Annotated in this window: 27 protein-coding genes and 1 pseudogene; 15 read left to right on the forward strand and 13 right to left on the reverse strand. The window is 64.7% G+C overall.

Annotation, left to right across the window (positions count from 1 at the left end; all coding sequences use genetic code 11):
* Window positions 1-3 precede the first annotated feature (3 nt).
* The 3 genes from QMK22_RS06000 to QMK22_RS06010 all read right to left on the reverse strand — a co-directional run bounded on the left by QMK22_RS06000 (window position 4) and on the right by QMK22_RS06010 (window position 3574).
* Window positions 4-1413 carry a MinD/ParA family ATP-binding protein gene (locus QMK22_RS06000; protein WP_283496708.1) on the reverse strand — a complete coding sequence of 470 codons (1410 nt, stop codon included), beginning with the start codon at window positions 1411-1413 and terminating at the stop codon, window positions 4-6.
* A gap of 120 nt (window positions 1414-1533) precedes the next feature.
* On the reverse strand, window positions 1534-2199 hold the full coding sequence (locus QMK22_RS06005) for a potassium channel family protein (RefSeq protein WP_283496709.1): 666 nt from the start codon (window positions 2197-2199) through the stop codon (window positions 1534-1536).
* Window positions 2192-3574, reverse strand: a complete 1383-nt coding sequence (locus tag QMK22_RS06010) for a TrkH family potassium uptake protein (RefSeq protein WP_283496811.1) — start codon at window positions 3572-3574, stop codon at window positions 2192-2194. Before QMK22_RS06010 ends, QMK22_RS06005 begins: the two co-directional genes overlap by 8 nt.
* Window positions 3575-3710: 136 nt before the next feature.
* Between QMK22_RS06010 and QMK22_RS06015 the strand changes: the two genes are divergently transcribed.
* The 4 genes from QMK22_RS06015 (at window position 3711) to QMK22_RS06030 (ending at window position 5136) form a co-directional block, all read left to right on the forward strand.
* Window positions 3711-4157: an ArsR/SmtB family transcription factor gene (locus QMK22_RS06015; protein ID WP_283496710.1), complete on the forward strand. Its 447-nt coding sequence runs from the start codon at window positions 3711-3713 to the stop codon at window positions 4155-4157.
* Window positions 4158-4300: 143 nt separating this feature from the next.
* Window positions 4301-4399 carry a 30S ribosomal protein bS22 gene (locus QMK22_RS06020; protein ID WP_003792170.1) on the forward strand — a complete coding sequence of 33 codons (99 nt, stop codon included), beginning with the start codon at window positions 4301-4303 and terminating at the stop codon, window positions 4397-4399.
* A 171-nt stretch (window positions 4400-4570) separates the two neighbouring features.
* Window positions 4571-4840, forward strand: coding sequence for a glutaredoxin family protein (locus QMK22_RS06025; RefSeq protein ID WP_283496711.1), 270 nt, complete (start codon window positions 4571-4573; stop codon window positions 4838-4840).
* The gene (locus tag QMK22_RS06030; protein WP_283496712.1) at window positions 4837-5136 is read left to right on the forward strand and encodes a Dabb family protein; all 300 of its coding nucleotides are present in this window, start codon (window positions 4837-4839) and stop codon (window positions 5134-5136) included. The genes QMK22_RS06025 and QMK22_RS06030 overlap by 4 nt, the downstream gene beginning before the upstream one ends.
* Window positions 5137-5202: 66 nt before the next feature.
* On the opposite strand, the gene aspS is transcribed toward QMK22_RS06030, so the two are convergent.
* Entirely contained in the window at window positions 5203-6516 is a 1314-nt protein-coding gene (gene aspS, locus QMK22_RS06035) for an aspartate--tRNA(Asn) ligase (RefSeq protein ID WP_502857192.1), read from the reverse strand.
* A gap of 91 nt (window positions 6517-6607) precedes the next feature.
* On the opposite strand from aspS, the gene QMK22_RS06040 reads away from it, so the two are divergent.
* The 5 genes from QMK22_RS06040 (at window position 6608) to ccsB (ending at window position 11412) form a co-directional block, all read left to right on the forward strand.
* A complete protein-coding gene (locus QMK22_RS06040) occupies window positions 6608-7252 on the forward strand; it encodes a histidine phosphatase family protein (protein WP_283496714.1) in 645 nt (214 codons plus the stop codon).
* Window positions 7249-7884 (forward strand): TlpA family protein disulfide reductase, encoded by a 636-nt coding sequence (locus QMK22_RS06045; RefSeq protein WP_283496715.1) that lies wholly within the window; start codon window positions 7249-7251, stop codon window positions 7882-7884. The genes QMK22_RS06040 and QMK22_RS06045 overlap by 4 nt, the downstream gene beginning before the upstream one ends.
* On the forward strand, window positions 7881-8642 hold the full coding sequence (locus tag QMK22_RS06050; protein WP_283496716.1) for a cytochrome c biogenesis CcdA family protein: 762 nt from the start codon (window positions 7881-7883) through the stop codon (window positions 8640-8642). Before QMK22_RS06045 ends, QMK22_RS06050 begins: the two co-directional genes overlap by 4 nt.
* Entirely contained in the window at window positions 8626-10311 is a 1686-nt protein-coding gene (gene resB, locus QMK22_RS06055) for a cytochrome c biogenesis protein ResB (protein ID WP_283496717.1), read from the forward strand. The genes QMK22_RS06050 and resB overlap by 17 nt, the downstream gene beginning before the upstream one ends.
* A gap of 69 nt (window positions 10312-10380) precedes the next feature.
* Window positions 10381-11412, forward strand: a complete 1032-nt coding sequence (gene ccsB, locus QMK22_RS06060; RefSeq protein WP_283496812.1) for a c-type cytochrome biogenesis protein CcsB — start codon at window positions 10381-10383, stop codon at window positions 11410-11412.
* 99 nt (window positions 11413-11511) lie between these two features.
* Here the strand turns inward: ccsB and QMK22_RS06065 are convergent, their stop codons facing one another.
* From QMK22_RS06065 to QMK22_RS06080, 4 genes are read right to left on the reverse strand one after another with little or no spacing between them, the layout of a single operon-like run.
* Window positions 11512-12489: an o-succinylbenzoate synthase gene (locus QMK22_RS06065; RefSeq protein ID WP_283496718.1), complete on the reverse strand. Its 978-nt coding sequence runs from the start codon at window positions 12487-12489 to the stop codon at window positions 11512-11514.
* 48 nt (window positions 12490-12537) lie between these two features.
* On the reverse strand, window positions 12538-12849 hold the full coding sequence (locus QMK22_RS06070) for a hypothetical protein (protein WP_283496719.1): 312 nt from the start codon (window positions 12847-12849) through the stop codon (window positions 12538-12540).
* Window positions 12846-13181, reverse strand: coding sequence for a DUF7882 family protein (locus tag QMK22_RS06075; protein ID WP_283496720.1), 336 nt, complete (start codon window positions 13179-13181; stop codon window positions 12846-12848). The genes QMK22_RS06070 and QMK22_RS06075 overlap by 4 nt, the downstream gene beginning before the upstream one ends.
* 36 nt (window positions 13182-13217) lie before the next feature.
* Entirely contained in the window at window positions 13218-14204 is a 987-nt protein-coding gene (locus tag QMK22_RS06080; protein WP_283496721.1) for a sigma-70 family RNA polymerase sigma factor, read from the reverse strand.
* A 220-nt stretch (window positions 14205-14424) separates the two neighbouring features.
* Here QMK22_RS06080 and QMK22_RS06085 point away from each other — a divergent pair, with 220 nt between their 5' ends.
* The 3 genes from QMK22_RS06085 to QMK22_RS06095 are packed head-to-tail and all read left to right on the forward strand — an operon-like array spanning window position 14425 to window position 17560.
* A complete protein-coding gene (locus QMK22_RS06085; RefSeq protein WP_283496722.1) occupies window positions 14425-15336 on the forward strand; it encodes a 1,4-dihydroxy-2-naphthoyl-CoA synthase in 912 nt (303 codons plus the stop codon).
* 20 nt (window positions 15337-15356) lie between these two features.
* Window positions 15357-16571 (forward strand): AMP-binding protein, encoded by a 1215-nt coding sequence (locus QMK22_RS06090; protein ID WP_502857193.1) that lies wholly within the window; start codon window positions 15357-15359, stop codon window positions 16569-16571.
* Complete coding sequence (locus QMK22_RS06095) at window positions 16526-17560, forward strand: 1,4-dihydroxy-2-naphthoate polyprenyltransferase (protein ID WP_502857162.1); 1035 nt, start codon at window positions 16526-16528, stop codon at window positions 17558-17560. The genes QMK22_RS06090 and QMK22_RS06095 overlap by 46 nt, the downstream gene beginning before the upstream one ends.
* On the opposite strand, the gene QMK22_RS06100 is transcribed toward QMK22_RS06095, so the two are convergent.
* Window positions 17537-17881 carry a DUF4229 domain-containing protein gene (locus QMK22_RS06100; RefSeq protein ID WP_283496724.1) on the reverse strand — a complete coding sequence of 115 codons (345 nt, stop codon included), beginning with the start codon at window positions 17879-17881 and terminating at the stop codon, window positions 17537-17539. The two genes, QMK22_RS06095 and QMK22_RS06100, sit on opposite strands and share 24 nt — an antisense overlap.
* A 72-nt stretch (window positions 17882-17953) precedes the next feature.
* Between QMK22_RS06100 and QMK22_RS06105 the strand changes: the two genes are divergently transcribed.
* The gene (locus QMK22_RS06105; protein ID WP_283496725.1) at window positions 17954-18397 is read left to right on the forward strand and encodes a PLD nuclease N-terminal domain-containing protein; all 444 of its coding nucleotides are present in this window, start codon (window positions 17954-17956) and stop codon (window positions 18395-18397) included.
* A complete protein-coding gene (gene menD / locus QMK22_RS06110; protein ID WP_283496726.1) occupies window positions 18390-20108 on the forward strand; it encodes a 2-succinyl-5-enolpyruvyl-6-hydroxy-3-cyclohexene-1-carboxylic-acid synthase in 1719 nt (572 codons plus the stop codon). Before QMK22_RS06105 ends, menD begins: the two co-directional genes overlap by 8 nt.
* Before the next feature lie 39 nt (window positions 20109-20147).
* Here the strand turns inward: menD and QMK22_RS17530 are convergent, their stop codons facing one another.
* On the reverse strand, window positions 20148-20423 hold the full coding sequence (locus QMK22_RS17530) for an HNH endonuclease signature motif containing protein (protein WP_502857195.1): 276 nt from the start codon (window positions 20421-20423) through the stop codon (window positions 20148-20150).
* Window positions 20424-20658: 235 nt separating this feature from the next.
* Window positions 20659-21753 (reverse strand): annotated as a pseudogene (locus tag QMK22_RS17535) (DUF222 domain-containing protein); the annotation flags it as partial.
* A gap of 138 nt (window positions 21754-21891) precedes the next feature.
* On the opposite strand from QMK22_RS17535, the gene QMK22_RS06120 reads away from it, so the two are divergent.
* On the forward strand, window positions 21892-22764 hold the full coding sequence (locus QMK22_RS06120) for a DUF4190 domain-containing protein (RefSeq protein WP_283496728.1): 873 nt from the start codon (window positions 21892-21894) through the stop codon (window positions 22762-22764).
* Here the strand turns inward: QMK22_RS06120 and QMK22_RS06125 are convergent.
* Together QMK22_RS06125 and QMK22_RS06130 are read right to left on the reverse strand one after the other, a co-directional pair.
* Window positions 22739-24223 carry a sensor histidine kinase gene (locus tag QMK22_RS06125; protein WP_283496729.1) on the reverse strand — a complete coding sequence of 495 codons (1485 nt, stop codon included), beginning with the start codon at window positions 24221-24223 and terminating at the stop codon, window positions 22739-22741. The genes QMK22_RS06120 and QMK22_RS06125 overlap by 26 nt on opposite strands.
* The gene (locus QMK22_RS06130) at window positions 24220-24915 is read right to left on the reverse strand and encodes a response regulator transcription factor (RefSeq protein ID WP_283496730.1); all 696 of its coding nucleotides are present in this window, start codon (window positions 24913-24915) and stop codon (window positions 24220-24222) included. The genes QMK22_RS06125 and QMK22_RS06130 overlap by 4 nt, the downstream gene beginning before the upstream one ends.
* Window positions 24916-24967: the final 52 nt, after the last annotated feature.

A 24967-nucleotide genomic window follows, 5' to 3' on the forward strand; every position in this document is an offset into this window, starting at 1 on the left:
GGGTTACAAACCCTCAGCGATGGCGGCCGTCGCCTGCAGCCACGCGGCTCGGGTGCGGGGGGCCAGGGCGTCAACGTTGAGGGGGCCGCCGCCGACCAGCGACGCATCGTAGGGAACGTCCACGACGGTGCGCGTGAGCTGTTGAAAATGATCGTGCAGGCGTTTGGAAAGTTGTTCGTCGGCTGTTTTGGACGGCGACGCGAGCACGGTGACCGCCTGGGCGACCTTCTCGGCGTGTCCCTTCTGCCGCAGGCCGTCGATCAATGAGGCTGCGCCATAGCCGGTGTCTTCGCGAATGGTCGACACGATCACGAGCTGGTCTGCGGTATCCACGGCCGCTTCCCAGTTGCTGGCCCGCATGTTGTTGCCGGTGTCGATCACGAGCACCCGGTAGAAGCGGCTGAGCGTGGTGTGGAGTTTGCGGAAGGCGACGTCGTCGATGCTCGCCGCACCCGCCGGATCGAGGTCGGAGGCGAGGGCATCGAACTGGGCGTCGCCTTGTGATCGCACGTAATTGTCGAGATCGCCCACCCGGGAGCGGGCATCGCCGAACCGGTCGAGGTCGCGCAGCAGATCGACAGCGGTATTGGTGTGCCGGGCGGACTGGGCGCGAACACCGAGCGTGCCCATGGTCTCGTTATTGTCCCAGGCGAGGGTGTAACCGCCACGATAGATGCCAAACGTGGCGGCGATGAGCAGCGTCGCGGTCGTTTTGTGCGCTCCACCCTTGGGGTTGAGCACCACGATCGTGCGCGGGCCGTTCAGGCTGCGCTGTACGGCCGAGACGGCGGTACGGTGCCGTCGCTCGGTCGAGCTCGGCGTGGGCGACACCAGGCCACCACTGAGGCGGCGCACGGCGCCCTGCCAGCCCTGCTCGGCCGGTCCGGCGGGCGCCGGCGGTCGCGAGCTGAGAAAGTCGGTCAGATTCGGTGCAACGGGGGCGAGAGGTGCCGCGAGTACAGCGGGTGCGGCAACGATCGGTGCGGCAGCATCCGTTGCGGGTGTCAACAAAGACTCGAACAGGGCGCTCGCCGGCGCTGCGGCGGGCGGCTGGACCAGCGCGGCAAACGATGTGGCTTCGGCGCGTTGCGGCACGACCATGAGCGGCAGGGTGCTCGCCACGCTCTTGTGGTTGGCAACCACAACAGGCCCGGCCGACTCAACCCTGCCGTTGGGGTGCACGGTCAGTGGCCAATCACCCTGCTCATCACTGACGTGTAGCAAAACCGATTGCCTGCGACTGCGCGCGGTCTCCACGACGAGGCCGATGATCTCCTCGCGCACGCCGGCTTCATCGGCACCGGTGACGCCGTGCCGATAGCCATCGATGGTCACTTCGCCCGTCGTGTCGGTCTGCACGGTGGCGACAACGTCCGCCGGGTCAGTGGTGAGAGCGGGCGCGTCGTGCAACATGGTAGAACCTTTCCGTCCACGCACATGCCGCCGGCGTGCAGCCACAGGTGAGCTGCGGCGAGAAATGTCCGTAGTAGGAGAATAGCAAGTCGCGACCCCCGGGCAGGGGGCGCGCCAGGATCAGAGCGCCGCGAACCGCTCGATATCGGCCTCAGCGCCGGAGACGATAATGAGGTCGTGGTTGGAGACCACGGTGTCTGCGGTGGCGTAGGTGAACGGTTTCCCGGGACCTTTGACGCCGACCACGGTCACGCGGTACTTGCGGCGCACGGCAGAATCGACGAGCTTAAGCCCGCGGATGGGCTTGGGCGGGTACATCTTCACGAGGGCGAAGTCGTCGTCGAATTCAATGAAGTCGAGCATGCGCCCCGAGACCAGGTGGGCCACGCGTTCGCCGGCTTCGGCCTCGGGATAGATCACGTGGTTGGCGCCGATGCGTTCCAGGATCTTGCCGTGCGACTTGGAAATAGCTTTGGCCCAGATCTGCTGAATCTTCAGGTCCACCAGGTTGGCGACGATCAGCACGCTGGCTTCAACGGACGAGCCAACGGCACAGACGGCAACCGAGAAGTCCTGCGCGCCGATTTGTTGCAGGGCCTCGAGCGAGCGGCCATCCGCTTGAACGGCGTGAGTGACGCGCTCCGACCATTTCGATACGAGCGCCTCGCTCGTATCGACGACGAGTACCTCGCGGCCCAGCCGGTCGAGTTGGCCCGCCGTAGCCGCGCCGAACCGGCCCAGCCCAACGATGAGCACGGGGGCGTCGTGTTTGATGCGATCAACCAACGATGGGTCTCTCTTCCGGGCGCTTAAACAATTGCCTGCTGCGGCTCGCGGCCAGTGCTGCCGCGAGAGTCACTGTACCAACCCGGCCCATGAACATTGTTGCTGCCATCACATACACGCCCTCCGGTGGGAGGTCGGCCGTGAGTCCGGTCGACAGACCACAGGTTGCGAACGCGCTGATCACGTCGAATAACACCAGATCAAAGGGCTCTTTCGAGATGTGCAGAATCAGGATGCTCGCCACAGCGACGGTCGTGGCACCCCACAGCACAACGCTCACCGACAGGCGCAGAATATCGCTCGGGATGCGACGACCGAAGGCCTCCATCTCCTGCTTTCCGCTCGCCTCGGCGAATGCGGCAAGAAAGAGGATGGCCAGGGTGGTGACCTTGATACCGCCGGCGGTTGACGCGGACCCGCCGCCGATGAACATGAGCATGTCGCTGAGCAGCAGGCTGGATCCGTGCAGGTCGCTGACATCAATGGTCGAAAATCCACCGGATCGGGTCATGATCGACATGAACAGGGACTGAAAGATCGTGTCGCCGGCATTGAGCGACCCGAAGGTCTTTGGATTGTCGAATTCCAGAAGGATGTACAGCACCATGCCGATCAGCAGTAGCGCGGTGGTCGTGACGAGGGTGAGTTTCACGTGGAGCGACCAGCGGCGCGGTCGCCGCCAGCCTCGGGCGAAGGCGTAGATCACGGGAAAGCCGAGGCTGCCCAAAAAGACGCCGATCATGATCGCGCCGAGAAACCAATAGTCGTCGGCGAACGGGGTCAGGCCACCGGCGTTGGGGTTGAAGCCGGTGTTGGTGAAGGCCATCGCGGCGTAGTACGCGCTGTGCCAGATCGCATCGCCCAACGCCACGCCGGCCTGCAGCATGCGGGGGAAGAGCATTGCAGCGACGGCAACTTCGATCACCAGGGCGCTGACAGCGACGGTGACCAGCAGGCTGCCGACCTCGCCGAGGCGCACGGTCTGGCCCTCGTTGACCGGGCCGGCATGAATGCGGGACGGGTTCGAGTCGCTCGCCGCCATGAGCTTGGCTCGCAGGCCGAGTCGACGGGAGATGACCAGCCCCATGAGCGAGGCGAGGGTCAATACGCCGATGCCGCCGATATTGACGCCGATGAAAACGAGAATATCGCCGAAGGGCGACCAGTGCGTGGCCATGTCCACGGTGGTGAGACCGGTGACGCAGATGACCGACACCGCGGTGAACACGGCGTCGTGCAGTGGGGTCATCGTGCGGTCGGCGGCGGCGACCGGCAACGAGAACAGCAACGTGAACAGCATGATGAGTGCGGTGAACACGAGGATGGCGAACCGCGATGGTGATTTGTGGGCGAGCGAATCAACGCCGTCGCGCATGCGCACCAAAATCGAGATCGGGCGCGGAAAAAATGGTTCCGTTCCGGTTCTCGACAACACCTGGAACCCCCGATTGACCTACGACCTGTGCCAGTTTGACATGGTACTACCCCACGCTAATGACTACCCTGAGGTTATGGCAGACATTTTTACCGTGGTGGCGGACTCGGCTCGGCGGGACATCCTGCGCATTCTTTTGGAGCAGTACATACCCTCCGGTGAAGTTCGCGGTGAACTGAGCGTGTCCGACATCGTTGGTCACCTCGGCCTGAGCCAGCCGACAGTCTCCAAGCACCTCAAGGTTTTGCGCGAAGCCGGCCTCGTCACGGTGCGCGAAGAGGGGCAGCACCGCTACTACCGGCTGGAATATTCGCCGCTCGAGGAGATCGAGGACTGGTTGATTCCGTTCCTCAGCGTTGACTTTGACCAGGCCGTCAAGGACGCCGATCTGGAGGCCGAGGCCGGCCTGAAAGAAGAACAGCGTGCCTTTGCTTCGGCCATCGGCAAGGCATTCGCCGACGCCTCGCAAATGTCGCACGTGGTCAAGGATGCGACCGCAAAAAAGTGGCGGAGAAACGGCTGAAACGGCCCGGTTTGCCCGCGATTTACCCTCCGGTAGACCGCCCGATCCGGCCGCTGAGTAGTTGAAGCTGGTTTTGTCCGATAGAATGGTGTTTTCGTGTCAGTCGCGGGCCCCGCGACTAAACCAATACTTGTGAGGTCCGTGTGGGTTCTGTAATTAAGAAGCGACGCAAGCGTATGGCGAAGAAGAAGCACCGCAAGCTGCTTCGCAAGACTCGCCACCAGCGTCGTAATAAGAAGTAGTAGTACTAAGAATTCGAACGGCTTCGTAGTTCAAAAGCTCTGAGTCGTTCATTGAGCAAAGCGCCAGCCCCTCGGGACTGGCGTTTTTTGCGCTCTGGCATCGGGCGTCTGGCATCGGGCGGGTCTCCTGCGGCGAACGAAGCGCCCAGACTGTCGGCCTAGGCTGGAACCATGCCTACCGCACACCTGACCCTGATCGGCAAGCCCGGATGCCACCTCTGCGACGACGCACGTGACCTGGTGGGCAGCGTAGTGGCCAAGCTCGCCGGCGACACGGACGCCCCCACAATCACGTTCGAGGAACGTTCCATCCTCGATGACGCCGAACTGCACGAGCTGTATTTGGAGGACATTCCGGTGCTCCTCCTCAACGGCAAAGTACACAACTACTGGCGTATCGATCCCGTACGCCTGCGCACCGCCCTACTGGAGGTCTCATGACCATTCGTCACATCGTCTGCTGGAAACTCACCGCACTGACCCCCCGCAAGAAGGCCGATGACGCCGCAGCAATCGCGGCCGGCCTCGAAGCCCTGGTGGGTGTCGTTCCGGAGATTCGTGCATTGACGGTGGGTCCGGATGTTGCCGGTGACGAGAACTGGGACGTCGCGTTGATCGCCGACTTCGACGACCTGGCGGCGCTCGACCGCTACCAGAAGCACCCCGAGCACAAAAAGGTTGGGGCGTTCATTCGTACCGTCGTGGCAGATCGTCTGGCCGTCGACCTCGAGGTCTGACTTCGTCTGCCGAGCCGTGAGTGTGCCGCTAAAAGCGAGCAGGAACTCACTGCTCGATGACCGAACTTACGGCTCGAGGCGGGTCGGGCCGCGGAACAGGTAGGTGACCTCGCGAATGCTCGCCTGGTGCAGCATGAGCATCAGCACGCGGGCTAGGCCCATGCCGAAGCCGCCGTGCGACGGCACGCCGTAGCGGAAGAAATCGAGGTAGCCGTCGATCTCTTCCAGGGCAAGACCCTTCTCGATGGCCTGTGCTTCGAGCACCTCGATACGGTGCTCGCGCTGGGCGCCGGTCGAGATCTCGGTGCCGTTGAAGATGAGGTCGTAGCTCTTGGTGATCGAGTCGTCGCCCTCGTGACGCATGTGGTAGAACGGGCGGATGCTGGAGGCGTAGTCGGTGAGGAACACGAACTCGTGTCCGAACTTCTCGGCCACGTAGGCGGCGATCTGGCGCTCGCCCTCCGGGTCCATGTCGTCGTCGTCGCGGGGAACCTCGTAGCCGCGGCTCTTGACGATCTCCTTGGCCTCGGCGAGGGGGATGCGCGGGAACGGTGTGCTCGGAACGGTCACCTCCACGTCGAACAGGGCCTTGACCTCGTCGCCGTGCTTGGCCTTGACGGCCGTGAAGCCGGCGACCATGAGGTCTTCGTGCAGCTGCATGACATCTTCGTGGCTGTTGATCCAGCTGATCTCCGAGTCGACACTGGTGAACTCGGTGGAGTGGCGGCTCGTGAACGAGGGGTCAGCGCGGAACGCCGGCCCCACTTCGAAAATCTTGCCGAATCCGGCCGACTGGGCCATCTGCTTGAAGAACTGCGGGCTCTGCGCGAGGTAGGCCTTGGTGTCGAAGTAGCCGACCTCGAACAATTCGGCGCGCGATTCGCTCGCACTCGCCATGAGCTTCGGGGTGTGCAGTTCGATGAAGTCGTGTTCGATCCAGTAGGTACGCAGCGCGTGCTCGAATGTGGTCTGGATGCGAAAAATGAGGTTTTGCTTGGGGTTGCGCAGGTCGAGGAAACGCCAGTCCAGGCGCTTGTCCAGGCTGGAGTCGGCCGCGATCGGCGTCTCCGGAATGGCGGCGGACACCACGGTGAGGGTGTCCAGCTTGATCTCGATGCCACCGAGCTTGACGCGCTCGTCGTGTTTGAGCGTTCCGGTGATGGTCACGAACGTGCCCTGAGCGAGGGCGGAGATGCTCGTGGCCGGCTCGTCGGCGACCACGACGCCATCGGCATCCGTGGTGCGGGGATTAACCAGCTGCACGGCGCCGGATTCGTCGCGGAGAACGACGAATTGCACCTTTTTCTGGTCTCGCACCGTCTCGACCCAACCCGACACCGAAACGGTGCCGTCATCGAGAGCGGACAGGTTCTTGATCAATACGCGCGAAGTCACAGGTCGAGTTTAGCCGGAGCCGCCCGGCGGCGCTCTCACGGCAGTTTCCGGGGTAGCCCTTCCGTAGACTAGGCGGGTGGTAGCCAGTCAAGTGCATCTCGTGCGTCACGGTGAGGTTTTCAACCCCGAACGCGTGCTCTACGGACGGCTGCCGAATTATCGGCTCTCCGACCAGGGCGACCTGATGGCGACCACCGCCGCCGATGAACTGGTCGAGCGGGGCCGCGCGGTCGTGCGTGTCGTTGCCTCGCCGCTGCAGCGCGCGCAGGAATCGGCCGCTCCGATCGCTGCGGCCTATGGGCTGTCCATTGACACCGACGAACGCCTCATCGAACCGACCAATGTCTTCGAAGGCAAGCGGATGCGCGGCCCCGATGGCGCGCTGCGCGACCTGCGCAACTGGCCGGCCCTGATCAACCCGCTGCGACCGAGCTGGGGCGAACCGTTCCGCGCCGTATCGAAGCGGATGCTCGCCGCCATCGAGGACGCCTGGAACTCGGTCGATGAGGGTGACGTCGTGCTCGTCAGTCACCAGCTGCCGATCTGGATGGTACACCGCACGCTCGCTCACGAACCCCTCGCGCACGACCCGCGTAAGCGCCGCTGCGACCTGTCGAGCATCACCACACTCTCCTGGCACGGTGACCACTTCACCGAAACCGCCTACGTCAGCCCGGCGTTGGCCTACCTCGACCCGAGCAACGATGTGGGTGCCGTATGAACCAGGTCAAACGCCGCATCGCCCCCCTGCTTGCCGGTTTGGCTGTCGGTGCCCTTCTGCTCTCGGGGTGTTCCTCTGATCCGCTCGCTGAACAGTATCGGGAAGGCTCCAGCAAGGGTTTCATCGCCGGTGACGGCAGCGTCACCGAGATCGCCGTCGCCAACCGCGGACAGGCCATCGAATTCTCCGGCGTGACCGAAACGGGGGAGACCGTCACGAGCGCTGACCAGCTCGGTGAGGTTCTCGTGGTCAACTTTTGGTATGCGAGCTGCGCGCCATGCCGCGCCGAGGCATCCGATCTGCAGGACATCAACGAGCAATTCGAGAACCAGGGTGCAAGCTTTCTCGGCGTGAATGTGCGTGACCAGGCCCCCAACGCCATCGCGTTCAACGAAACCTACGGCGTGACCTACCCCTCGGTGCTCGACGTCGACGCCGGAGCCATGCAGCTCGCCTTCAGCGGCAGCATTCCGCCGAACGCTGTGCCGACCACCCTCGTGCTCGACGCCGAAGGCCGCGTCGCGGCGCGGATCCTCGGTCAGGTCTCCTCACCGTCAATTCTGGAAACTCTGATTCGCGACACCATCGCGGAGAGCGCCGGTACCAGCACTGACGGCGGCGCCACGGAGTGAACAATCCCTTCGGAGAGATCGTCTTCAGCGGCCAGCTGCTCTTCGCGATTCCCATCGCACTGCTCGCCGGGCTGGTGTCGTTCGCCTCCCCGTGCATCCTGCCGCTGGTACCCGGCTATCTCGCCTACATCGGCGGATTCACCGACGGACGTACCGGCAGCTCCAAACGTGACCGGCGCGGCCGAACCCGGCTGCTTGCCGGGGTTGGCCTGTTCGTGCTCGGTTTCACCGTGGTGTTTGTACTCACCGGCGTTGTTTTCGGCGCTGCGGGATTCTGGCTCAACTCCTATCGCGACCTGATCACTCGGGTCGCCGGCGTGGTGGTCATTCTGCTCGGACTGGTGTTCGTCGGCCAGTTCGGTGCCATGCAACGCACCATCAAGAGCAACTGGCGTCCCAAAATGGGCCTGGCCGGCGCCCCGGTGCTTGGCGCGGTGTTCGCGGTCGGCTGGACACCGTGCACGGGCCCCACCCTCACCGCCATTAACTCGCTCAGCCTCGGCACCGGTTCGCCCTGGCAGGGCGGCCTGCTCGCGCTGTTCTACTCTCTCGGCCTCGGGATTCCGTTTCTCTTGATCGCCCTCGGGCTCAACTGGGCCACCGGCTCCGTTGCATTCCTCAAACGGCATATACGTGCCATCAACCTGTTCGGCGGCGTTCTGCTCGTCGTCATTGGAGCACTCATGGTGAGCGGCATCTGGAACACCTGGCTCCTCGATCTGCAAGGGGTGATTGGCAACTTTGTCCCGGCCATCTGACCACTACGACTCCCGCCCGCAGACGCCGCAGTCGCTGCAGTCCGGTGTCGTGCAGCCCAAGCTCGGCTGGCGCGGCTGGCTGCGCTGGTTCTGGCGCCAGCTCACGAGCATGCGCACGGCGCTGTTCCTGCTGCTGATGCTCGCCATCGCGGCGATTCCCGGATCGCTCGTGCCGCAACGCAGCTCGGACCCGAACGGGGTGAGCCAGTACTTCGCCGACAACCCCGACCTGGCGCCGACCCTCGACAAGCTGCAGGCCTTCGACGTGTATACCTCGGCCTGGTTCTCGGCGATCTACCTGCTGCTGTTCATCTCGCTGATCGGCTGCGTCATCCCGCGCACCAAACATCACTTCCAGGCGCTGCGTGCCAAGCCCCCGACCACGCCGGCCCGCCTCGCGCGCCTGTCCGGTTTTACCGAACGCGAGGCCCCCGCCCACACGGATGCCGCCATCGCGATCACGCACGCCCGCACCCTGCTCAAATCCAGCGGCTACCGCGTCGCCCGCTTCGATTCCGACACCGAATCCTCGGTCTCGGCCGAGCGCGGCTACCTGCGAGAAACCGGCAACCTCATCTTTCACGGCGCCCTCGTGGCCATTCTCGTGACCGTCGGATTCGGCGGCGGCTACGGGTTCAGCGGTCAACGCGTGCTGGTCGAAGGCCAGACCTTCGTGAACACCCTGCTCGCCTACGACTCCTTCAGCCCGGGGCGCTTCTTCGACGACACCACCCTCGACCCGTACACACTGAGCCTGGACGACTTCTCGGTGTCATACGAACAACAGAACCTGCAGGCGTACGGCCAACCGATTGACTTCACCGCCGATGTGACCGTCACCCCCAAGGGCGGCGCGGCCGAGCCCGCCGCGGTCAAGGTGAACGGACCGCTGCGCACGAACGGCACGAATATCTACTTGCTTGGCAACGGGTATGCGCCGACGATCACAGTCACAGCCCCCGACGGCACGGTCGTGTTCTCCGACTCGGTGCCGTTTTTGCCGCAGGACGCCAATCTCACCTCGCTGGGCATTGTCAAAGTTCCCGACGGGTTGGCCGAACAGCTCGGCATGATCGGCTTCTTTTATCCCACCCAGGACAAAGCCGCCAGCGGTGCGAACTTTTCGAGCTACCCCGACCTCGAGTATCCGCTGCTCACCCTGAACGTGTACACCGGCGACCTCGGTCTGGATGACGGCGTGCCGACATCCGTTTATGCGCTGGACACCGACACGCTGACGCAGAAGACCGGCGGAACCACCGACGTCGACTCGATCGAGCTCAAGCCGGGCGAATCGGCCGAGTTGCCGGGCGACCTCGGAACGGTCAGCTTCGTCGACAACAACCCGGCCGCCTCGGCCGCCGGAGACTTCACCAAGTCGGTTCCACGGTTCGCCAGTTTTGATATTCACCACGACCCGACGCAGATCTGGTTGATCTCCTTCTCCATGCTCGTCTTGTTCGGCCTGTTCACCGGGCTGCTCGTGCCGCGTCGCCGGGTGTGGGTGAAAGCCACGACCGGGGCTGACGGAACGGTGCACCTCCAATACGCCGGCCTGGCCCGCGGCGACGATCCGGCACTGGAGGCGGCCGTCGCGACGCTGGCCGACCGCCACGTCAAACTGTTGAAGACCCACCAACCCGTCGTCGCCACACCCGAAACGACTTAGGCTTACATCGTGAATCTGACTGACTCCGCACTGCTCAACTCGTACTCGCTCTACGCCCTGTACTCGGCGATGGCCGTTTACGCCCTCGCGTTCATCGCGTTCGCGGTCGACCTCGCCCGTCGTTCCAGCGCGGTCGATGCGATCGAGACCGATGAAGCTGCCGAACTGGCCGGTGCTGCCCCGGCCGGTGCTGCCCTGAACGGCACGGCTGCGTCCGCTGGCGGCACCCTCACACTGAAACGGCCGGTGCTGTCGCGCATCAGCGCCCGGATGGACAACGACGCGGCGCTGCCGTACGGCCGGTCGTCCAGCCTGCGCGTGGGAGTGGCCCTGACCGTGCTGGCCTGGACGCTGCACCTCGCGGCCGCGATCATGCGCGGCTTCGCGGCTGATCGGGTGCCATGGGCGAACATGTACGAGTTCGCCATGACGGGGACCCTGCTCATCATGACGGTGTTCCTCATCGTGCTGCTCCGGGCCGACCTGCGCTTTCTGGGCACTTTCGTGACCGGTCTGGTGCTCGTTCTGCTCGGCGTGGCCGCCCTGAAGTTCTACGTGGAGGTGGCCCCGCTGCCGCCGGCACTGCAATCCGCCTGGCTGGTCATTCACGTCTTCGTGGCATCGCTGGCGACCGGAATGTTCGCGTTGGGCTTCGCTCTGTCGGCCGTGCAGCTACTGCAGGCGCGCCGAGAGAATATTGCGCTCGACGAACAGACCGCCCCGCAGCGGTCGGCGCAGCGCTCGACCGTCGCATCCGCCCTGCGCTTTCGTTTTCTGGCCACCCTGCCGTCGGCGGCCACGCTGGAGAACCTGGCCTATCGCATCAGCATTATCGGCTTCATTCTGTGGACCTTCACGCTCATGGCCGGTTCGATTTGGGCTGAGCAGGCCTGGGGCCGTTATTGGGGATGGGACACCAAAGAGGTGTGGACCTTCATTATCTGGGTCATCTACGCCGGTTACATCCACGCCCGAGCGACCCGTGGCTGGCGCGGATCACGCTCGGCCTGGCTGGCGATTATCGGTTTCTCCGCCGTGATGTTCAACTTCGGCATCGTCAACGTGTTCTTCAAGGGCCTGCACGCCTACTCCGGCCTGTAACCCCCGCCTCCCCCGAACCCTCACGCGAGAGCGGGAAAAACGTTGCTTCGACCGGGTTGAAGCAACAATTTTCCCGCTCTCGCGGGATGATTCTTGGGGCTATTCGGCGGCTAGGAGGGCGTGCGTGCGGGCTAGGCGGGCCAGCCACCAGTCGCGTCGCTCGGGGCTGGCCGCATGTTGCTCGAGCAGGTCGGGTACGACTCGACGCACGGGGATTGCCCCGTTGATCGGCAGCAGCGGCTCGCTCGTGACGTCCTCAGCGAGCAGCGATGCCGTGCCGAGGCCGCAATCGAAGTACAAGCCCGGAACGGATGCCGCGAGGTGGGCGCCCATCGACAGCCCGATCGATGTGTCGAGGGCGCTGGACACCACGACCGGAAGCCCGGTCTGGCCGATGATTGACAACGCGGCGCGGATGCCGCCCAGGGGTTGCGCCTTGATCACGAGAATATCGGCAGCGCCGGCCCGCGCCACGGCGAGGGGGTCGCCGCTCTTGCGCACGCTTTCGTCGGCGGCGATCGGCACGCTCAGATACGTGGTGCGGTGGCGAATCTCGGCGAGTTCGGGCACGGTCATGCAGGGCTGTTCCACATACTCAAGGTCGAAAGCGCCGAGCGCGTGAATGGCATGTTCGGCTTCGTCGACGTTCCACAGACCGTTCGCATCGATACGGATGCGTCCTTCCGGGCCGAGCACGCGGCGCACCTCGGCGACCCGGGCGACGTCGTCAGCAAGGGTCTGGTCTGGGCTGGCTACCTTCACCTTGGCGGTGCGGCATCCGGGAAAGCGTGCGAGTACCTCGGCCACTTTGGCTACCGGAACGGCCGGTACCGTGGCGTTGACCGGAATGCTCGTGCGCAGCGCGTGCGGTGTGCCCTGCCAGCCAAAGTCGATGGCGGCCCGCAACCAGTTAGCGGCCTCGGCATCGTCGTACTCGACGAACGGCGAGAACTCGGTCCAACCCTCCGGACCCTCCAACAGCAGTGCTTCCCGGCTGTCCAACCCTCGAAAGCGGTCGAACAGTTTCAGTGAGACGACATGCGCGGAACCGAGTAGCTCATCCAGTGCGGGAATCATGGTTCCAGTGTGTCAGTCTGCGGCTGGGTAGAAGGCCAGAGTCGGTCACTAATCCTGGTTGTAGAAGTCGCTGGTGTCATCCAGGGCACTGTCCACAGCGTCGCCACCCAACCGGTCATCGCCTGCGCTGTCGTCACCGGCGTGATCGACACCGTTCGGCTTGACGTTGATCATGGCCACGGGAACGCCGGGCGCAATGAGCAGATAGGCGTCTTCAAAACGACCCTCACCGCTGTTCACCTGCAACCAGTAGGGGAGCCCCGCAGCGATGGCACCATCGATTTCTACCTGGATGGCCTCTATGGATCGGCCGCCGAGGGAATAGGGCCTGCCGCCGTAGATAATGTCGATGCGATTCATTGGTCCTCCTTGGCGGAATTCGACGCTGCCGTTGGAAAGCCGGGTTCCGGCACAATATGCAGGCCACCCGAGGAGTTGGCCGTGGACATGAGCGCTTCGACCCATTCGCGGTTCAGAGTGGGTGAACGACTGCCGAAAAATTTGAACGCAATGGGAATGGCCGGATGGAGCCAGATCGTGCTGCGCCCGGCCCCGGACTGCGGGTCGTCTCGCCAGGTGAAGTAGAAGGATTCTCCGCGCCGAAGCTTGGCGCCGATGACAACCTGAATATGCGCGAGCACCCGATCATCGAAGTCCGCGGTGAGTGTCGAGTCGTAGGTCAGCTTTCCCATGTCCCGCTCCTGCTCGAGTGTCGTCGATGAAATCGTCTAGTCGCGGAGGTAATGCTCCAGTCGTGGCACGTGGAGCAGCGCCAGAGCGCGCTTCTCAATCTGGCGAACGCGTTCCCGGGTCACGCCCTCAATGTGAGCGATCTGGTCGAGGGTGCGTGGCTCGTTTCCGTCGAGGCCGAATCGTGCCCGCAAAATGGAGCGCTCCCGAGGGGGTAACGTGTCGAGAAAATAACGGATGTCTGCTGCCCGCAGAGTGAGCGTGGCGTGTTCGTCGGGCTGCGGCAGGTCGTCATCGATGATGAGTTCCGCCATGTCACCGGCGCCATCACCGACCGGTGTGTGCAGGGAAATCGGCTCGTTGTCGTACTGCAGTAGTCGCAACACGTCGCGCACGGCGATCTGGGCGGCCTCGCCGATCTCCCGCGCCGTGGGGTCGCGGTCGAGCACGCTGGTGAGATCGCGGCGAATGCGCTTGATCTTGTTGAGCTTCTCGGCGGTGTGTACCGGGATGCGGATCATGCGTGATTTGTCGGCCATCCCCCGGTGGATGGCTTGTCTGATCCACCAGGTGGCATAGGTGGAGAATTTGTAACCGGTCATGAAGTCGTACTTCTCGACGGCACGAACGAGACCCATATTGCCGTCTTGCACGAGGTCCATAATGGGAACCCCGCGACCGGAGTAGTGCTTGGCGATGCTCACCACCAACCGCAGGTTGGCCTCGATGAACTGATTCTTGGCACGGCGCCCATCGTGCACGAGCCAGGCCAGCTCACGTTGGTCGGCGGAGTCGGTGCCTTCATCACGCAACAATCGGGCTTCGGCGAAAAGCCCGACCTCGATGCGGCGGGCCAGATCTACCTCCTGCTCGGCGTTGAGCAGGGCCCCCTTGCCGATGCGGCGCAGGTAATCACCGAAGGCATCCGTTGATGCGGCGCTGTAGTTGCCCGGTGCTGCGGCGCGCCGAGGCGAGGATGCGACGGGCGATGACGGCGCGCGGGTCTCTTGAACTGTGGTCGTCATAATGGCTTGCCCCCGCAATACTTATTGCTGCCGTGCGTGAAATTCATGGCGACCTCCCCGTGCGTTCCAAGTCATTAGTACACCCCCTAATGGGGTGGGTGACAAGGGGTTGACTTCTGACTCGAATCACAATACCTGAGACATTTTCGTATTTCTGATCCCTAATATTACGAGTTTGAGACGCTGTTGAACAGTCTCTCGCTCCGCGTAGGCTGACAGCATGAGCGAACAGGTATCCGAAATCTTTGATGCGAGCCAGTGGAAGGCCGTTGCGGGCTTCGAGGAGCTCAGCGACCTCACTTACCACCACGATCGGAGTGGTCGCATCGCCCGAATCGCGTTCAACCGTCCCGAGGTGCGTAACGCCTTTCGGCCCCGCACGGTCGACGAGCTCTACGCTGCCCTCGAAGACGCTCGCACCAACTCGATGATCGGCGTGGTGCTGCTCACCGGGAACGGCCCCAGCGCCAAGGACGGCGGCTGGGCGTTCTGCTCTGGCGGCGACCAGCGCATTCGAGGTCGCGACGGCTACAAATACGGCGAGGGTGAGACGGCAGCGGGTATCGACCGAGGGCGCTCGGGGCGCCTGCACATTTTGGAAGTGCAGCGGCTCATTCGATTCATGCCCAAGGTGGTCATCGCGGTTATTCCCGGCTGGGCCGCCGGGGGCGGGCACTCGCTGCACGTGGTGTGTGACCTGAGCATCGCGAGCGCCGAACACGGCAAATTCAAGCAAACGGATGCTGACGTCGGATCCTTCGACGCCGGGTACGGCAGCGCCTACTTCGCCCGCCAGGTCGGCCAGAAAGCCGCCCGCGAGGTGTTTTTTCTGGCGCGGGAATATTCGGCCCAACGTGCCCTCGAGATGGGCGCGATCAACGCGGTCGTGCCGCACGCCGAACTCGAAACGGTCGCACTGGATTGGGCCCGCGAAATTTTGACCAAATCGCCCACTGCCATTCGCATGCTCAAGTTTGCCTTCAATGCCGTTGACGACGGACTGGTCGGCCAGCAGGTGTTTGCCGGGGAGGCAACTCGTTTGGCCTACGGCACCGATGAGGCCGTTGAAGGGCGCGACTCCTTTCTGGAGAAACGCGAACCCGACTGGTCTCCGTATCCCTGGCAGTACTGACTCGTGCCGGCACTGGGAAAATCGTGAGGTCGCTTCGGGTGGTCGTGCCGGGGTATCCGCTCGACTTTCTGGCCGCATTGCGCGACGCCCTCTCCGGCAGCGGGCCGGCGTTGCTGCCCGTGCAGGCCGGCGGGTTGCAGGTCGACGGGTTGCAGGTCGACGGGTTGCTGACCGGCACGGACTCGCCCGTTCTGCACGTGCCCAAACGCGTGGCCGTGGTGATCGAAACCTCGGGTTCGACCGGCGCGCCCAAACGGGTGATGCTCAGCACCAACGCCCTGCTGGCCGGCGCTGCCGCGTCGTCGGTCGCCCTCGGCGGTGCCGGACAATGGCTGCTCGCCCTGCCCGTGCACTACATCGCGGGGGTACAGGTGCTCGTGCGCTCCATCGCCGCCGACACCACCCCGCTCGTGCTGCCGCCGGGCCATTTCGACCCGCAGGCGTTCCGGAGCCTGGCCGAGAGCATGACCGAGCCGTTGCGCTACACCGCGCTGGTTCCCGTGCAGCTCGCCCGGCTGCTTGACGCAGCGGATGACCCGGCCCTGTTGGCCGTGCTGCGTCGCTTCAGCGCAATTCTGGTCGGCGGTCAGGCGATTCGCGGCGAACTCACCGCCCGGGCGGAGGCCCTCGATGTGCGGGTCGTGCGCACCTACGGGTCGTCGGAGACCGCCGGTGGCTGCGTCTACAACGGCGCTCCGATTGGTGACACCCGGGTGCGCGTCGTGCACGGGCAGCTCGAGCTGTCGGGTTCTGTGCTGGCCGAGGGGTACCTCGATGATGCGGCGCGCACGGCCGATCGGTTTGTCGTGGAGCGTGGTGTGCGCTGGTATCGCACCGGCGACCTCGGTGAGGTCGATGCGGGCACCGAACGCGTCACGGTGCTCGGTCGCGCCGACAACGTGATTATTTCCGGCGGGGAGAAGGTCTCACTCGATGCGGTTGAACGCGTTGTCCACTCCCATCGGGGGTTTGAGCAGGCCATCGTGCTCGGCGACGACGACGCAACCTGGGGGCAGGTTCCGGTCGTGGTGGTGGCCGGGGGAGTAGGCGAGGAAGCGGAACTGATCGCATCCGTTGTGGCATCGCTCGGGCGTGCGGCCCGCCCGGCGCGCGTTGTGCGGGTGCAGGAGATCCCCCTGCTTGCCTCGGGTAAGCCTGATCGTTCAGCGCTGGCCAGTAATATAGGGGCGTGGCACAAGGAGCTCGGCCGGTCAGGCCCAAACAACAACGACTAAACCCCGAGGCGAAGCTGGCTGGTGCTGGTTCACAGGCCAAGGGCACCGGTAGGTCCGGCCATCCGGCCTTCAAGAACGGTCCGCCCCGCAAGGGGCCGGCCAAGGTCAAGCCGGCCACGGCGTCCGACTGGATCTCCGGCGCACGCCTGCGCACCCTGCCGCTGGCAATCGCGCCCGTGCTGCTCGGTACCGGTGCCGCGATCGTCGCGAGCGGTCCCGGCGTTTACCACCCGGTGCGTGCCCTGCTTGCCCTCGCCGTGGCGCTCTTTCTTCAGATCGGCGTCAACTACGCCAACGATTACTCCGACGGTGTTCGTGGTACCGATGCCTTTCGCGTCGGCCCGGCCCGACTCACCGGCGGCGGCGTCGCCAACCCACGCACGGTGCTGCGCGTTGCTTTGGTCTTCTTCGGTCTCGCCGCCGTGGCCGGACTGACCCTCGTCGTCCTGACCCAGTACTGGTGGCTGTTGCTCGTTGGCGTGGTGGCGCTCGCTGCGGCGTGGTTCTACACCGGCGGGAAAAAGCCGTACGGCTACCTGGGGCTCGGCGAAGTATTCGTTTTCGTCTTCTTCGGTCTCGTGGCTACCGCCGGCACGACCTACGTGCAGGTCGGTAAATTCACCACCGAGAGCCTGCTGGGCGGTGTGGCCATGGGCCTGATCGCCTGCGCGGTGCTGATGGTCAATAACCTGCGCGACATCGTACCCGATAAGGCGGCCGGCAAGCGCACCCTCGCGGTCCGCATCGGCAGCACGGCCTCCCGGGTCGTCTTCTGCGTCTTTCTGCTGCTGCCGTTCGTGATCGCCGGGTTCTTCAGCCTGTTTTACCCGCTGGGAATGTTCACGTTCTTCGTGCTGCTTCTGGCCCTGCCCGCCTGCCTCATCACGATCACCGCGACGTCGGCCAAGGAACTGATCCTCGCCCTCAAGCTGACCAGCCTCGCCGCGTTGGCCTACGGAGCGTTGCTAGGACTTGCCTTCGCGCTCTGAGCTGGCCGGCTCTGAGCTGGCCGGCTCTGAGCTGGCCGGTTCTGAGCTGGGCTGCTGTTCGGCCAGATTAAGGGCGGAGTCCTCGATCTCGGAGTCGGCGTTCACCGGCTCCTTGTCGGGGTGCCGCGCCGTGTAGAGATCGCGGGCCACGCTTTCGCGCGACTTGCCGAGAAAAAGATAGGACAGGCACAGTCCGAGCAGGGCTGCGATCACGGCGGAGGCCCAGGGCCAGAATCCCAGCGAGAGCAGAATGGCCAGCGGGATGGCAAACATCAACACGCGCAACACGGAGTAGTACAGCCAGGGGGCCACGAATTTCATGGATCCAGCTTAGAATGCCGCGGCTGAGTATCTGCACATGTCTCTCACGGTCTGGCGGCTTACAATCAGTTCATGCCCAAGCTCTTGATCGGACTAGGACTGGCCCTGGTCATTCTCACTGTCTACACCCTCGTGGATTGTGCCGTGTTCGACCGCAAACGCATTCGCGGATTGCCGCGCTGGGTCTGGATTTTCGTCATCGTGCTGGTGCCGCTCATTGGCCCGCTGCTCTGGCTGCTCGTCGGTCACGGTCGGGCCACCCCCGCCACCCGTTCCTTTCGTTCGGTCGCACCCGATGACGACCTCGACTTTCTGCGCAGCCTCCGCGGCGACGGCGGCGTAAAAACCGACAGCGGCGAGAACCGCCCGTTCAATGAGAAAGACCAGCAGGAGCGTATTCGTCGCATGGAAGAGGACCTCGCGGACCTCGACAAGAACGAACCGAAACCGGGCGACGCGACGAAGAAGAAGAACGAACCGGGCGAGGGCGAACAGCCTGGCCGTCGGGATGCCTGAGCAGGTCAACAGCACCCGCACCAGCCCGGCGACCGATTTCAGCATTGCCCTCCTGAGCGAGTTCGTCCGACTCGGAGTGCGTGATCTGGTGCTCTGCCCCGGTGCGCGTTCCCAGGCGTTGGCTCTGGCGGCGGCGGAGTTGGAGCGCGCCGACAGTATTCGTTTGCACGTACGCACCGACGAACGCAGCGCCGGATTTCTCAGCGTGGGTCTCACCCTCGAAACCGGTCTGCCCACCCTCATCGTGGTGACTTCGGGCACCGCCGTCGCGAACCTGCACCCGGCCGTGCTCGAAGCGCACCATGCCGGGGTGCCCATGATTCTGCTGACGGCCGACCGCCCGGCGGAACTGCGCGGTATCCGCTCGAACCAGACCACCGTGCAGTCCGGACTGTTCGGCGTCGCCACCCGGATGTGCCTCGACGTGCCGGCGCCGGTCGGCGAACCCGACGAAGCCGGCATTGCCGTGGCGTTGGCCCGGCAAGCGATGGATGCCGCGACCGGCGTGCTCAGCACCGCTCCCGGCCCCGCGCAGCTCAACCTGGCCTTTCGCGAGCCGTTGTCCGCCGCCCTCCCGGCGGATTCGACCTGGGTGGCACCAACGCCCGGCGTTGGGCCTGCGCCCGCTGCGTCAACCGACGGCCCGACCATGCTGCTGGCTCCGGGACCGCGCACGGTCGTGATCGCCGGTGACGGCGCGGGCCCGGCGGCCGAGGAGCTGGCGCATGCCGGCGGCTGGCCGCTGCTGGCCGAGGTGTGCAGTGGCGCTCGGTTCGGACCCAACCTGATCGTGCACTACCGCGAACTGCTCGGTGCCAGCGATCTCGGTGGTGAGATTGAACGGGTGATCGTCTTTGGTCACCCCACCCTCAGCCGGGAGATCCCGGCCCTGATCGCGCGTGCCGGGGTGGAAACCATCGTGGTGGCCCCGACCGGACTCGAATGGTACAACCCGAGCCTCGCCGCGCGCGCCTTCACCCGCTCTATCGGAGCGGATGCGGCATCCACTCTGGCAGCCCGTACCCCGGCGGGCCGGGAGTGGCTCGGTCGCTGGGTCATGACCAGTCGTTCTCTCGCCGAAGCGGCAGCGGACGAAGGGCGCGCGCCAATTGACAAGCGCGGCATCACCCGGGCCGAATTGGCCGTGTTGCGCGCGCCGCTGACCCGCAAGCTGCTCGTGGACGCGGTGTGGCGAGCATCGTGGCCGCATGACCGGCTCGTGCTCGGCGCGTCACGTCTCATTCGCGAGGCCGACAAGCGCGTTCCCGGTAAGAAGATCACCGTACTGGCCAACCGCGGCCTGGCCGGCATCGACGGCACGATCGCCACCGCACTCGGTGTAGCCCTGGCCAGTCAGGCCGAACCGGCACCGCGTTCGGTGGGGGTGACCCGCGTTCTGCTGGGCGACCTCACCTTTTTGCACGATGTCGGTTCGCTACTGCTCGCCCCCGAAGAACCCGAGCCCCGGCTCCAGATCATCGTTGGTGTCGACGGTGGCGGCAGCATCTTCGATGGTCTCGAAGTGGCCGCGACGGCGCCGGCGCAGGCCATGGACCGCGTGCTGTACACCCCGCGCAGCGTCGATTTGAAGGCGCTCGCCGCCGCCTATGGCTGGGACTACGAGATGGCCGCCACTCGCAGCGATCTTGAGCGTGCCCTCACCGGGGCCCCCACGCGCCCCAGCATTCTTGAGGTTCCGCTCGTTCGATAGCGGTGTTCGCCTGCCAGCTTTCGCACCGGTTCCGGCTCGCTATTTCGGTGCGGTTTCGGTGGGCCAGTGGGTGTTGGGCCAGGGTGGTTGTGGCCAGGGTGGGTCGGTGCTGGGGGTGTTGGCGCGGTGGGTGTTGGCGGGGCGCCAGGTTTGGGTGGGGTCCCAGAGGAGGGGGCCGCGGATTTGGGGTTGGCCGTTGGTGATGCGGATGTTCCAGCCGGTGAGGTGGATGGTGTGGTGGTGGTACCAGCAGAGTAGGACTCCGTTGTTGATGTTGGTGGGGCCGCCGTCGGTCCAGGCGGTGACGTGGTGCACTTCGGTCCATTGTGGGGGGATGGTGCAGCCGGGGATGATGCAGCCGCCGTCGCGGGCGGCGATGGCGGCGCGTTGTTTGGCGTTGAAGCAGCGGAGTGTGGTGCCGAGGTAGAGGACGTCGCCGTCGGTGCCGAAGAGGACTTGTTGGTAGCCGCCGGCGCAGATGAGTTCGGTGACGCGGCGGAAGCTGAGCGGCGCGTCGATGCCGTCGATCCAGGCCGCGGCCGTGGTCGAGGTCGGCGGCGTTGATGTGCACCATGACGGTGGGGGCGGCGCCGCCCATGGTGGGGGTGTGGGGGTCGCGGGCGGTGGCTTCGAAGATGGCGCGGAGGATCTCGGCGCGTTTCTCTCCGCCGGTGCGGCGGTCGCCGTCGAACCGGTCGTCGCCGGTGAACGGCTCGTCACTGGACCGTTCGGTGTCCCTCGTAGCGTCGGTATCACGCTCGTTGCTGTCCGTGTTGCTGTCCGGGTCGGTGGGTCTGAAGCGGGGGGTGTGTGAGCGGGCGCTGAGGTAGGTGTTGAAGAGGGTGTCCATGATGCCGCGGAGTTCGGGGGTGACGTCGGCGCGCAGCGGGTAGAGGCCGTTGCGCAGCAGCCCGAACGACAGGGTGCTTCTGGCTTCGACGGCGTCGTCGTTGGGGGCGGTGCCGTCGGGGTCGAGTCGTGCCTGCCATTCCACGGCCTGGGCGCGGAGCAGGTCGGGCGCGAAGCGGATCCCCGCCCCGGGCAGCCCGACGGTTTCGGGGGTGAGGGCGCCGGTGGCGGAGGCGACCAGGGCGCGTTCGACCCGGTCGACGTCGTCGGGCCCGACGCGGCCGTGCAGGGCGGTGAGGGTGGTCGCGATGATCTCCGCCGCCTCCAGCCCGAGCTCGCCGCTGGCGAGGCCGTCGGCGATGACGGCGTACCGGGCCGGCACCGGCAGGCCCAGCGGGGTGCGTTCCACGGCGGTCTCGCCGAGTTTGAGGCGACGCCGGGCTTCACGGCTGGAGATGCCGGCGAGGTGGGTGATGAACTCCACCCGGGTACGGCATCCGTTGCGATACGCCAACGACCCGCTGCCGAGGTCGGTCTCGGCACGAGCACCGATGTCGGTGGTCGCTCGTAGTCTGGCCCCGTCCACCTTGCGCCCCAAATGTTCCAAAGCGGCCATGACCGCGATGGCCTCGGTGTCGTCAAGATGACCAAACCGCACCCCATCCAGCACGGAAGCCAACAACGCACCGGCATGAGCAATGACCTCAACCCGAGTGAACCCAGGATCTGGCAGGGAACCAGCTGCAGCGGGCGGGACGGTGAGGGTCATGGCGACGGTGCCTCCTTCACCCACCATGATACCCCGAAAAGCACTTAAAGACGAGAGAAACTCAGTACTAAGTTGATGTATTATAAGAGTTATCTCCGATTCACAGCACAGGCAGCGGACGGGAGGCTTGGTACCGTTGACCTACGCGGATGCCGGGAGGCCCAGATGACCATCGACTCACCCCACGACGACGCAGGGTCGGGCAGCATCCCCGAACAGGCACCAGATCCGGCGCCGCACCAGGCGCTCGTGCCGATGCCGCCCAAACGCACAGGCGGCGTTCCCCTCGCAGCGCTCATCGTGGGGATCGGCGCCTTCGTCACCGGATGGATTCCGATTCTGGGTCTGCTGCTGGGCGTAGCGGGAATCATTCTCGGCATCCTCGCCCTGCGCAAGCCGGGTGGAAAATCGTTTGGTCTCGCAGGTCTGATCGCGTCGGCCGTGGCCGTGCTCACCAACATTCTGGTGAGCACCATAGTCGTGATCTCACTCGTGAATTCCGGGATCGGTGCCGCGATCTTGACCGATGCCCAGCCCGTCATCACCCCGTGCTTCTCGTTCAACGGACCCGCCGACTACATCAACAACCAGTCCGCTGAGAAGACGGAGGGCTGCATCACGACCCTGCAATTGTGGGGCGAGTACGACGCCGACGGCGAGATCAACAACACCGGCGTAGGCAGCATTCTGGGCAGCGTGCTCGTGGAACCCGTGCCGGTAGCCAGCACCGACGAAATGGCCCCCAATGGCGGCCTTGATGACATGGTCGAATATCTGAACCAGAGCTACTTTCCCGATGCCGGCGAGGTGACGAGCCTGAAGGAAGCGGTGAGTCTCGATGGTGTCGATGCCAACCTGACGCGCCTGACGAGTACCGCCGAAAAGACCAAAACCAAGGCGTTCCTCACCGTTTTCGCACCAGACACCTATCAGTCCGCCGGGGATCCGGTGAAGTTCTTCGTGATCTCCTTCGTCATCCCCGATGACAACGGTGAGGAGATCATCGCCGCCGCTATCGATTCTTGGCGTTGGAAGTAGCCTGCGATTCAGGGGCAGTCGAGAACGTGGCCGAGGCGATGATTCCGCACGGGTCGCGCCGTGTCAGGGCGACCGTGGCACGGCTCGCCTTGGCCAACTGCGCGACGATGGCTAAGCCGAGGCCGCTCCCTGCGGTGTCTGAGCGTGCCCGCCAGAACCGATCGAAGGCACGCGAACAATCCTCGAGACTCAGCCCGGGACCCTCGTCGAGCACCTCGAGACGCACGGTCTCGGACGGCGCCGCACCGTGCGAACGGCCTGGCCGATCGGCCCGTGTCGCAGACCGCGCAGTGGGTCCGTTCACCGTGACCCGCACGACGATCGTACTGTTGTCGGGGCTGACCGACAGGGCGTTGTCGACATAGTTATCGAGAATTTGTTCGGCGGTGGTGGCTACCGCCGAGGCCGGTGCGGTGGCGGGTCCGTCGTAACGGAGGGTGACGAACGATTCCTGGGCGAGCGCTTGCCACTGCTCCACTCGTTCGCGAGCCATCTTTGCGAGGTCCACGTGCACGAGGGGAGCCGGCTGCCCCTCGGTTCGGCTGAGCAATAGCAGCCCCTCAACGATGGAGCCCAGACGGTCGGCCTCGGCCTCGGCGGCGGCGAGACGAACGGCTGCACCGGCCGGGTCGGTGGGCATCAGATCACCGGCCCGTTCGAGCTTGAGTCGCAGTGCGGTGAGCGGCGTGCGCAGCTGGTGGGAGGCATCCGCTGCGAAGCGCCGTTGTTCCTGGAGCAGCGTATCGAGCCGTTCGGCCATGTCGTTGAAGGAGCGCGAGAGGGAGCGCACTTCCGGGGCGCCACTGGTCTCATCGGCGCGGGCGGTGAGGTCCCCGCCGGAGAGGCGCTCGGTGGCGTCTTTCAGCAGTTTAAGCCGGCGGGTGACCGAGCTGGAGAAGATGTAGCCAACGACACCGGCGAGCAGCACCGTCGTCAGCGCGACGATGCCCAGTAGCCGCAGCTGATCATTGACGGCGTCGTTGACGACCTGTTCCGGATAGGTCAGCCGTACCGCGCCGAAGACCTGGTCGCCGCTCAGCACGGGCACCGTGACGTAGAGCAATTGCAACTGGAGGGTGTCGGAATATCGACTTCCCGACATGATGTCGCCGCCGAGGGACCCGGCGATTTCCGGCCGGGAGGCGTATTCGCTGCCGATGCTGGATTGGTCGTCGTCACTGGTGGCGATGGCCGTTCCGGCCGTATTCACGATGACGACTCGCGCACCGCCCGCATCGCGATAGGTGCGGGCTAGTTCGGTGAGCGCGACATCGTCGGTCGTTGTGGCCGATTCCAAGGCTTCTTCGCTGCGCCCGGCGAGCACGAAGGCGTCGCGCTCGAGCGATGTGACGATGCGATCGCGCTCAACCGTGCGCAGATAGTTGCTCAGAGGAACGTCTTGCACGAGCAGCATGAGGAGTGTGACGGAGATGAAGGCCGCCATGAGTCGCCATGTCATGCGTTCGGCTCGTTGGGTGTGGGCTGCTCAAAACGAAACCCGACGCCGCGCACGGACTGAATCCATCCGGGGTCGCCGAGTTTCTTGCGGATGGCTGCGATGTGGGCGTCGAGCGTCTTGGTGGTTCCGTACCAATTGGTGTCCCAGACGTCGTGCAGAATATCGGCCCGACGTAAGGCTGCACCGGGCTCGTTGCACAGGTAGACGAGCAGATCGAATTCTTTCGCGGTGAGGTGCACGGGCTCGTTCGCAAGGAGTACCCGCTGGGCCCGAATATCAATGACGAGGGGGCCGAAGCGGCGCTCGGTAGCGGGTGGAGCATCCGCTTCGATGGTGCCGGTGCGCCGCGATACCGCGCGAATGCGGGCGACCAATTCGCGCATGCCAAATGGCTTGACGACATAGTCGTCGGCACCGATTTCGAGAGCGATCACCCGGTCCATTTCATCGTCGCGTGCGCTCACGACGATGATCGGGATCTGCTCCTTCAAGCGGATGGCGCGGCACACGTCGGTGCCGTCCATGTCGGGCAGTCCGAGGTCGAGCAGTACGATTTCGGGGCGATAGGTCGTGATGGCTGCCAGCCCGGCGCTACCGGTTGTGACGTGCAGCGTCTCGAAGTTGGCATAGCTGAGCCCGTCGATCAGGCCGTCGGCGACGGCGGCATCGTCTTCGATAACTAGTACTCGCATAACCCTAGTCTGGCTCTATCGCAAGCGCCGGCTCGTCTCGGCCGTATCTGCG

The sequence above is a fragment of the Cryobacterium sp. PH29-G1 genome (genome assembly GCF_030063365.1).
Lineage (GTDB): Bacteria > Actinomycetota > Actinomycetes > Actinomycetales > Microbacteriaceae > Cryobacterium.